An 11,385-nucleotide genomic window follows, 5' to 3' on the forward strand; every position below is an offset into this window, starting at 1 on the left:
AATGGGCAAACCGCTGCCGGCAGCGGTTTGCCGTTCCTGATAAGTAAGAGGGCAAAGGAGACGTGTCATGGAAAGCAACAAACTGACCGGGTTTGAGATCGCCATAATCGGCATGTCGGGCAGATTTCCGGGAGCGGCCAATGTGGACGAGTTTTGGAATAATTTGAAGAATGGAGTGGACTCTGTCACCTTTTTTACGGACGCAGAGCTTCAGGCAGCGGGAATCGACGAGCAGGTGCTTCGCGATCCCCAATACGTGAAATCGAAAGGGATAGTGGAAGATTACGATTGCTTTGACGCATCGTTTTTCGATTACGTTCCGGCCGATGCGGAACTGATGGATCCGCAAATCCGGTTATTCCATGAATGCGCATGGGAAGCGCTTGAGGAAGGGGGATATGGTTCTCTGCATACGGATGCCGTCATTGGGGTATATGCCGGAGCCTCTTCGAATTTGTTATGGGAGGCGGCGGCTTCTCTGTCTGATTCGGCCCCCGAATCGAAGCAATTCGCGGACAGCCAACTGACGGATAAAGATTTTTTATCTTCGCGCGTTTCATACAAGCTGAATTTGAAAGGCCCCAGCGTCAGCATCTATACCGCCTGTTCCACTTCGCTTGTAGCCGTGCATATGGCTTGTCAAGGCTTGTTGAACGGGGAATGCCATATGGCTCTGGCGGGAGGCGTATCCATTGCGCTGCCGCAGGAAAGCGGATATTTGTACCAGGATGGCATGATTATGTCGCCGGACGGGCACTGCCGGGCCTTCGACAAGAGTGCGAACGGCACGGTGGGAGGAAGCGGAGCGGGCGCAGTTCTGCTCAAGAGATTGGAGGATGCGATCCAGGACGGGGATCCGATTCATGCGGTCATTAAGGGTTCGGCGATCAACAACGACGGGGCGAATAAGTCCGCATTCTCGGCTCCAAGCATCGAGGAACAGAGCAATGTCATCCGCGCCGCCCTGCTGACGGCGGAGGTGTCTCCCGAGAGCATTTCTTATCTTGAGGCGCATGGAACAGGAACATATATCGGCGATCCGGTGGAGTTGGAAGGCTTGCGTCTCGCGTTCACAGGGACGAAAAAAGGGTACTGCGCGATCGGATCCGTTAAATCCAATATCGGGCATCTCGATTGTGCCGCCGGCATAGCCGGACTCATCAAGACGGTGCAGGCGTTAAAACATAAATGTATTCCGCCTACGCTGCATGTAGCTCAACCGAATCCTCAATTCGATTGGATTGACAGTCCTTTTTACATTAATTCCATAGCAAGGGAATGGACCGGCGCTAATCACGAACCATTGCGCGCGGGAGTCAGCTCGTTCGGCATCGGAGGCACCAATGCTCACGTCATTTTGGAAGAAGCCCCGATCCCTTCCCAGGACATGAACCCGGAGCAGGAAGCGAACAAGGAAGGCCTGCCTTCCCTGCTTGTTCTGTCTGCCCGAACCCAGCCTGCGCTAGAGCGAGCGGCGCACAGACTGGCAGATTATCTTGTACGGAATCCGAACGCGCAACTAGCCGATGTCGCTTATACGCTTCAGACATCTCGCACGGCGTGGGAATGCAGACAAGCCTTCGTATGCGCGGATCGAACAGACGCAATGGCTCAATTATTAGACCCATCCCCGCGCATTCATGCAGCGCGCCTGGATACAACCGCCGCTGAAGCCGAGAAGCTGGAGCTGCTTCTTGAAGCTGCAGCGACGGAATCGAGAGCTGATCATATCCGCGGTATCTTGGAAGATATAGGCCGATACTGGATGGCTGGCGCGAACATTGATTTTGCCAAAATCCATGTTTCCGCAGGGCGGGTATTGCACTTGCCTACTTATCCATTTGAACGGGTTCGTTATAATCAGCAGATTGAGTTATGCAGGGAACTGCTCCAACAGGGGCCAAGCCGGACACTCTCGCTTCAATCCCCTTCCCGGCCCCGTAAAAATACGGGCAAATCATCCGACATCTCAGATTGGTTCTATTCGCCGGCGTGGTCCAGAGTATCCAACGTATGCTTCACCCTGCCGGACGACGCGGCTATCCGGAAGAGCGCATGGGTCATTGTGGCCGATGAAGGCGGGATAGGCGATTCCATTGCGGGCATCCTTCGACGGGTCACCGAAGAGGTCTATGTGGTAACAGAGGAAGTCCCTTGCGATTTCGGGAAGCTGCCTGACAAGCCCGTGATTGTCCTGCATCTGGGAAGCGTGAAGGAAGCGGCGAGCGACGGGCTGGACAAGGAAGCTTTTCAAGAGGCTCAGGAAAAAGGATTGTACAGCCTGCTGGATCAAGTTCGGGCTCTAAGCAAGCTCGAACGCTCCGATATGGCACGTCTGTGTGTCGTGACGAACTTGGGGCAGGAGATTACCGGCAACGAGCGGATTCAGGCGGAGTCGGCTTCGATGAAGGGGGCATGCCTGGTTATTGCCCAGGAACATCCGAATCTGCAATGCATGATGATTGATCTGGATTATAGTCCAACCGCCGGCTCGGCAGAAGCATATGCTTATGCGATTATTAGGGAAGCGGTGCAGGAAGCCTTCATTCCCGTTGTAGGCTACCGCAACGGCTATCGGTGGAAGCCAGGTTATGAACCGATGCCTCTGCCCGTTCGTCAGGCTGAACGCAGCGCATTTCAAGCTGGCGGCGTGTATTGCATTACCGGCGGCTTCGGCAAAATCGGGCTGACTATCGCGGAATATATTTTGACGAAGGGAAATGCGAACGTTGTATTAATCGGCAGGACGCCGCTTCCTTCAAGAGAGACCTGGAAGGAATATTTGGTTCCGCAGGAGTCGGAGCCCGGCATTGCCGGCGTCATTCGTTGGGCGCTGCGCATGGAGGAACGCGGAGCGGGGATTATGCTATTGACGGCGGATACAGCCGAGCATCCCGAACTGCATGCGGCTTTGGGCAAGGCGATCGAACGCTTTGGACAAATTAACGGGATCGTGCATGCGGCGGGGGTAACCAACGGCAAGACGTTCGACTCGATTACGAGCTTGGACAGGGCGCGGTTCGAAGAGCAATTTCAAGCGAAGGTATACGGCTTGTTGGCGCTCGAACAGGCCGTGGAGGGAATGGAACTGGATTTCTGCATCTTATTTTCATCATTATCCACAGTCTTGGGAGGCATCACGTTTGGAGCGTATGCTGCCGCCAACAGTTTTTTGGACGCCTATGTCTACCGGCGGAATCTGCCCGGAAGCCGCTGGATTAGCGTGGATTGGGACGGCTGGAACGTGGACGGCTTCGAGAGCGGCGACTCCATTCCAACCAGCACGGATGCTTATTTGATGGCTCCCGAGGAAGCGCTCGATGCCCTGGAGCGGATCCTTCTCTCGGGATATAGGGGACAACTCATTGTCTCGACAGGAGATTTCGAGGAACGTCTCGATCGGTGGGTCATGCGGTTAAGGGAGCAGTCTGTAACTGTTTCCCGCCGTCATGCCAATAAGCTGCCGCGTCCAGCATTATCAAGCCGTTATGCCGCTGCGGAGAATGAGATTCAGCAGAGGATTGCCGAAATATGGGAAACGTTTTTTGGCATCCAGGATATCGGGATGGATGACAACTTTTTTGAATTGGGAGGCGACTCATTAAAAGGAGCAACGCTTATTGCCGGCATACAGAAAGCATTTCATGCCGAATTGTCGATAGGCGATCTGTTCCAGTATTCGACGATACGGCAGATGGCCCAAATCGTTGCGAATGCCGCGTCTAAGGGCGATGATACCTTTGCAGCGGCACCGGCGCAGCCATTCTATCCATTGTCGGCTGCGCAGCGCAGAATGTATTTCATGAGCCAGTTCTATGAGAATGACACCAACTATAACATTCCATCCGCGGTAACCATAACGGGACCGCTTGATCGGGACAAGGTTGAGCGTGTCTTCCGCAAGCTCATCGCTCGCCATGACATGCTGCGGACGAGCTTCGATATGCGGGACGGGGAGCCTGTGCAGATTGTCGCCGACCCGTCTGCGATCCGGTTCAGACTGGATTATGCCGAGAAGGAGCCGGAGCAAGCCCGCGAGTCCATCCAGGAGTTGATCCGGCCTTTCGATCTGAAGCAAGCGCCGCTGCTGCGGGCACAGCTCATTAAGCTTCAGGATGAGTGTCACCTGTTGTTTATGGATATGCACCATATTATTTCCGACGGCGTGTCGACCGGCATCATCATGTCCGAGTTTATCGAATTATATCAGGACAGGCCGCTTGCGCCTCAGCCTTATCAATATAAAGATTTCGTCCTCTGGCAGCAGCAGCGCGATCCAGAATCTAGCGAGAAGAAAGAGGCTTATTGGCTGTCGCAATATCAAGATGAACTGCCCGTGCTGCAATTGCCAATGAAGCCAGTTCCATACGAGAATGCCGATTTACATGCGGACAAGGTCCAGTTCATGTTGGATCGCGAGCTGACGGAACGGCTGCACGCGCTCGCATCCCGGCATCAGGCCACGCTCTTTATGGTCTTGTTGGCCGTCTACTACGCGTTCTTATCCAAGTACACGAATCAGAGAGACATCGTAATTGGAACCGCTTCGGCAGGAAGACAGCATGACCATGCGCAGCACATTGTCGGCATGTTCGTAAATACGCTGCCGTTACGGAATTATCCAGAGGGAGACAAGCGATTCGCCGATTTTCTGAAGGAAGTCAAGGATAACGTGCTGCAAGCTTTCGAGCATCAGGATTATCCTTTTGAAGAGTTGATCCAAAAGTTGAATGTCCAGCGCGATTTGCAGAGACAGCCTCTCATAGAGACCATGTTCGTTTGGCAAAATATCGACTTTTACATCGAAGCGGAAGATTTGACGTTCGCCAGCTTCGATTTGCCGAGCACAACATCCAAGTATGATTTCATGTTCGAAGCCAAGGAAGTGGACGGAGAAATCTTATGCTTATTCCATTATCGCACCCTCTGCTTCGACGAGGAATATGTACAGCAGATGTCCCGGCATTTCCGGCGGCTGGCGGAGCAGTGTATCTCGCATCCGGAGCGGCCATTGAAGCAATTGGAGATGCTGTCCCGCGAGGAGAGGGAGCGGATATTGATATTGGCCCACCCGCGCCAATGCTGGCCGATTGCGCTGCAGCCGATTCAGAAATCGTTCGAATCGCGCGTGATTGAGCACCCGAACCGGGTTGCGTTAGTCACCGATCATTCCAGCATTACTTATGAGGATCTCAATCGGATGGCGAACCGGATTGCACATTCCTTGCTTGCCAGACCTATCGCCCGCGAAGTTATCGTGGCGATCCTGCTGGATCGATCGGAAAAGCTTGTAGCCGCCGTATTGGGAACGGTGAAAGCAGGCGCGGCTTATTTGCTTATTCAACCTGACCTGCCGGACGAACGCATCCGATTCATGTTAGCCGACAGCCAGGTGAGCACGGTCATTACGGAATCCACATACGCTGGACGGTTCAGCGGGGAAGATGCCGGGCTTCTCCTCTTGGATCAAGAACAGTTAATGGACAACGTTGAAAATCCGGTGGAACTGTCGCACCCGGCACAGCTTGCTTATGTGATGTACACTTCCGGAACGACAGGAACGCCGAAGGCGGTCATGATTGAGAACCGAAATATCGCCCGGCTCGTCTTGTCCGACAATTACCGCATCCTGATTCAAGGCAATCGCATGCTGCAAACGGCGTCCGTAATGTTTGACGCTTTTACGCTCGAATTGTGGGGCATGCTTACCCATGGCGGCACGCTTGTCATGCTGGATGACCGGATCTTGCTGGATGCCGGTTCGCTGGGCAAGGCGCTTGCCGACTATGACATATCGGATTTGTTCCTGACTACTTCGCTGTTCAATCAATTGGCCCAGCAAGCGCCTGGCCTATTTTCTGCGGTTCGGACGGTGCTGATTGGCGGAGAAGCTGCATCGCCATACCATGTGGGGCTCGTCCGCCAATCCTGTCCCGATACTCGCCTCATCAATGGATATGGGCCAACGGAGAATACGACCTTTTCAACGGTGCATTCGATCGAAGAGCCTTGCATCGGTCCGATCCCGATCGGATATCCGTTATTTTTGTCCCAGGCATATATTGTGAACCCGGATCAAGCGGATCAGCTTCAGCCGATCGGTGTTGAAGGCGAACTGTGCGTGGCCGGCGACGGAATCGGCAGAGGGTATCGGAATCAGCCCGAGCTGACGGGCCAGAAATTTGTGCCCAATCCTTTCCGACCCGGCACAGTCATGTATCGTACCGGTGATCTGGCAAGATGGCTGCCGAATGGCATGATCGAATTTAGAGGCAGAATGGACGACCAAGTCAAAATCAGGGGTTATCGCATTGAACTGGAGGAGATCAGGGCCTGCTTGCTGCAACATGATCAGATTGCGGAAGCCGCCGTTATCCCCGTTGCCGACGACACGGGTCAAAATAAGGAGCTCTGCGCTTATTATACAGCCCTTGATGAACAGCTGCCGGAAGATGAGGTGCGAAGGCACGCGGCGGAGAAGCTGCCCCGGTATATGATCCCGTCCTTCTTCGTGCGGATGAAGGAATTGCCGCTCACTGCGAACGGAAAATTGAACAAGCGGGCGTTGCCGGATCCCAAGGAATATGTAACTGGCCACCGAGAGACGCTGGAACCGTCGACAGAGTTGGAACGGAAGCTGGCGCGATTGTTCTCCGATGTTCTGGAGATCGGACCAATAGGACGAGACTGTAACTTTTTTGAGTGGGGAGGCCATTCATTGAAAGCGATGCAGCTTGTGGCCAAAGCGCAAAAAGAGCTGCATGCCGAGTTGACGCTGCGCGATTTATTCCGCTATCCGATTCTGCAGGAACTGGCGGCGTTCTTGACCAATAAGGGGAGCGTCCAATTCAGTCCGATCCAGCCGGCGGAACAGAAGGAGCACTACCCGTTGTCATCGGCGCAGAAGCGGCTGTATATCCTGGAACAATTCGAGGATATCGGCACGAGCTATAACATGCCGTTCGTCTTGCAGGTGGAGGGACCGCTGGACATCGGGCGGGTGCGTGACAGCTACAGGCAGCTCCTCCATCGGCATGAGATCCTCCGAACCTCGTTCCATGTCGTGAATGACGAGCCGGTTCAACGGATCGAAGAGATGGACGGGCTGCAGGCGGAGCTGATCTGCGAAGAAGCTCCTGAAGCGGGGGAAGCCGAGCTGACGAAGCGGATCGAAGCGTTCATTCGCCCGTTCCGGCTGAGCGAGGCGCCGCTGATTCGCATGGGAATCATCCGCATCGGGCCAGAGAAGCATCTCCTGCTGCTGGATATGCACCATATTATCTCGGATGGCACGTCGCTGAACATCTGGGTCGATGAATTCATGAAGCTGTACAAGGGAGACAGTTTGGCGCCGTTGGCGATCCAGTACAAGGATTACGCGGTATGGCAGCAGGCACAGATGACCCGGGAGGCGATGCGGAGGCAGAAGGAATTTTGGCGGAACGAGCTGTCGGGAGAAGTGCCCGTGCTGCAACTGCCGACGGACTATCCGCGTCCTGCGGTGCAGGATTTCCAAGGGAGCCAATACAGCTTCCGGCTGGGCCGAAGGCTGTCTGGACAGATCGAGGCCTGCTGCCGGGAAAGCGGAGTTACGCTGTATATGCTGCTGCTGGCCGCGTACCAAGTGCTGCTGCACAAATATACGGGGCAGGAAGATATCATCGTGGGGACGCCCGTCGCGGGGAGAGGACATGCGGATCTGGAAGGCGTGCTCGGAATGTTCGTGAACACGCTGGCCATCCGCAGCCGGCCGCAAGGAGACAAAACGTTCTCGGAGTTTTTGCAGGAAGTGAAGAATGCGGCACTGAATGCGTTCGAGCATCCGGATTACCCGTTTGAGGAGTTGGTGCAGGAATTGAACGCGGGGCGGGACATGAGCCGCAATCCGCTGTTCGATACGATGTTTGCGCTCCAGAATACGGGCATGAAACCATTGGACATCAAGGAGCTCACTTGCGCTCCGTATCCATTTTCCTATACGCAAGCGAACTTCGATCTTTCTTTTCAGTCTCAGGAGATCGAGGGGGATATTGTCTTTGCCGTTGAATATAGCACCAGCCTGTTCGAAGAAGACACGATTGCAAGGATGGCCGGGCATTATCGCCATATCCTTGAATCCGCCGTCTCATCGTTCCACATGCCTATTTCTGAATTGGAATGGGTCCCGGCTGAAGAGAAATGGCTTGTTCTCAATACATTCAACCAGCCGTATCAGTCCGAGGCCGGCACGGCAACCGTATCGCAGATGATAGAGAAGAGAGCGGCGGAAGCTCCGGACAACATTGCGCTAAGGATGGACGAGGAGACCGTAACTTATCGACAGTTGAACAGCATGGCCAATCGGCTCGCCCGTCATCTGAGACGGAGAAATCTCTGGGAAGGCAGCGTGGCAGGCATCCTCTTGCCGAACTCGATTGCCATGATTATTTCATTGCTGGCTGTTCAAAAAGCCGGGGCGGTCTGCGTGCCGATTGATCCCGATTATCCGGAAAACCGGATAGCCTACATGCTAGGAGATGCGAAGGCCGCCGTGCTTATAACCTTGCCGGATGCATCCGTTCCCCATTCATGGTCAGGCGAGACCTTGAGGCTCACGGCCGCTGATTTGCTCCTTGAGGATGAGCGGCCGGAGGACGGCTGGGGGGAGGAACCGGGGCAAGAGGAGGAGAGCGATCTAAGCAGGCCTGACGCCGTGGCATATATTTTGTACACCTCCGGTACAACGGGCCAACCCAAGGGCGTCACGATCGCCCACAGCAACTTAATGAACTATATAGCCGCATTCGGAAGCTATTTCGAAATTACGGAAGAAGACTGCGTGCTTCACCATTCCTCCGTCTCGTTCGACACCTCTATAGAGGAAATCTATCCTGCTCTCGTGCATGGGGCCTCTGTTCTTATCGTTGAAAAAGAGGTATCCCGGCAAGCAGAGGAGCTAGCCGCGCGTATTGCGCCGCTGGTTACGGTTGTTTCCTGCTCGCCTGTGCTGCTGAGTGAATTGAACCGGAAGCTGAGCGAGCATCGGGTGCGGGCGTTTATTGCAGGGGGAGATGTGCTCAGAAGGCAGCATATATGCAACTTGCTGCGCCAATCCCGGGTGTTCAATTCGTACGGCCCGACAGAGACCACGGTATGCGCCGCCTATCACTTATGCCGGGACGGCGACGAGGAAGCTATCCCGATCGGCAAGCCGATTCGCAACTATCGCATCTACATTGTCGACCGTTACGGGAAGCTTCAACCGGCCGGCATTCCGGGCGAGCTGTGCATCGCAGGAGCGGGCGTAACCCGAGGATATTGGGGCAAGCAGCAATTGACGGCGGAGAGATTCGTCCCGGACCCTTTTGGACAATCCGGATGGATGTATCGAACAGGTGATTTGGCGAAGTGGGATCGGCATGGCAATCTTTATTTTCTGGGGCGGATCGATCAGCAAATCAAAATTCGGGGCTACCGGGTCGAGCTGCAAGAGGTAGAGAATGTGTTGGGACGCGCGGAAGGGATCAAGGATGCCGTCGCCATCGCACGAGCGGACATCAATCAATTTCAGCGGCTTTACGCATTCATTGTATCGGACGAACCGCAGGAGACCGGCGCTTTACGAGAACAACTGCAGCTTGAGCTTCCCGACTACATGATCCCGGATCAATTTATTCAAGTGGATCGCATTCCGCTCACCGTTAACGGCAAAGTAGATCGCAGACAGTTGGAACGAATGTGGTCCGAGAGCCTACGGAGCGAAAAAAATTCGAGGGAACCTGCTACCGCCATGGAAGTGCAACTGCTCTCTCTCTGGAAGCAAGCGCTGGATCGGACCGACCTGGGGGTTCAGGATAATTTTTTCGAAAGCGGGGGCCACTCCCTGAAGGCCACGAGCCTGACCGTAAAGATTCGCCAGCAGCTCGGTTTCGATTTGAAGCTGCTGCATATTTTTCAGCATCAGACGGTGCGCGACATGGCTGCTTACCTATCCAATCAACTGGCCTCGGCCCATTACGACGACATCGTGCCTGTCGCGAAGGCCGAGATGTATGCCATCTCCCCGGCTCAGAAGCGAATGCTGCTGCTAAGCGTTGCGGAAGGAAGCTCGCTTAGCTACAACATGCCGATGGCCTTGAAAGTTTCGGGCAAGCTTGATCCCGCTTTATGCAGAAGCGCTCTGCAGCAAATCGTGAACCGGCACGAGATTTTACGCACGTCCTTCCACTTTGTGGACGGAGAGCCTGTGCAGAAAATCCATGAGGAGATCGAATTGGAATGGAGCGAGGCGGAAGCGGCAGACGAACAAGTGGAGGAGCTGATCCATTCTTTTATCAGACCGTTCCGGCTCGAGAAAGCTTCGCAGCTTCGCGCCGGGCTGATCAAATTGTCTGAGAGCTCCTCGGTATTGTTGTTCGACATTCACCACATCATCTCGGACGGAATGTCGATGTCGATTCTTATTCAGGAATTTATGCACTTATATAACGGGACCGCATTGCCGGATGCAGCCTTGCATTACAAAGATTTTGCGGCGTGGCAGCACCGTTTTCTGGCCAGCAAGCAGATGCGGGAGCAGCAGGCCTTCTGGCTAAAGCAATTCGCTGAGGAAGTTCCGGCCTTGCAGCTTCCTTACGATTATCCACGGCCCCCATTGCAGAGCTTTGCCGGCGACTCCCTTTCTTTTGAAGCCGATCAGCCTATGACCCGGAAGTTAAGAGCGATAGCCCTGCAATCCGATGCGACTCTATATATGGTGCTCCTGGCGAGCTACTATACACTGTTGTTCCGTTATGCGCGACAAGAAGATATCGTCATCGGTTGTCCGATTGCGGGAAGGCGGCACGAGCAGGTTGAGCATATGCCGGGAATGTTCGTCAATACGCTGCCTTTGCGAATCCGGCTTCGCGGCGACATGGAATTTGCAGATCTTCTTCGCCAAGTAAGGAAACTTGCGCTTGAAGCTTATGATAATCAGGATTATCCGTTCGATAATCTTGTGGAGCTGTTGAATTTCGAGCGGGATCTGAGCCGCAATCCACTATTTGATACCGTGTTTGTCATGCAAAACATGGATGGCGTGTCTTCCATTATACCTGGTCTGAAATTCGAGCCCCGGGACTTCGCGAGAACCAGCACGATGTTTGATATTCGATTCGAGGTAACGGAGGAGAACGAAGCATTGTTTTTTACTATGGATTATTGCACCAGCCTGTTCAAGGCGGCAACGATGGAGCAGATGGCGAACCATTTTATGAACATTTTGCAAGCCGTTACGCTCGATCCTTCGATCCGGCTGGATACGATTGAGCTGGATCACGGTTACGTCATGCAGGAGCAACACAAATGGCTGGAAACCATTTCTTTCGACTTTTAAACACGAGAGTAGGCAGGGAAGGGGACAAT

1 protein-coding gene is annotated in these 11,385 nt (G+C 54.1%); it reads left to right on the forward strand.

The genetic code is table 11. The features are described 5' to 3' along the window. Positions 1–67: 67 nt before the first annotated feature. Positions 68–11,356 carry a non-ribosomal peptide synthetase gene (locus L6439_RS02685; RefSeq protein ID WP_213470041.1) on the forward strand — a complete coding sequence of 3,763 codons (11,289 nt, stop codon included), beginning with the start codon at positions 68–70 and terminating at the stop codon, positions 11,354–11,356. Positions 11,357–11,385: the final 29 nt, after the last annotated feature.

Origin of the sequence: Paenibacillus dendritiformis (genome assembly GCF_021654795.1) — a bacterium.
GTDB lineage: Bacteria > Bacillota > Bacilli > Paenibacillales > Paenibacillaceae > Paenibacillus_B.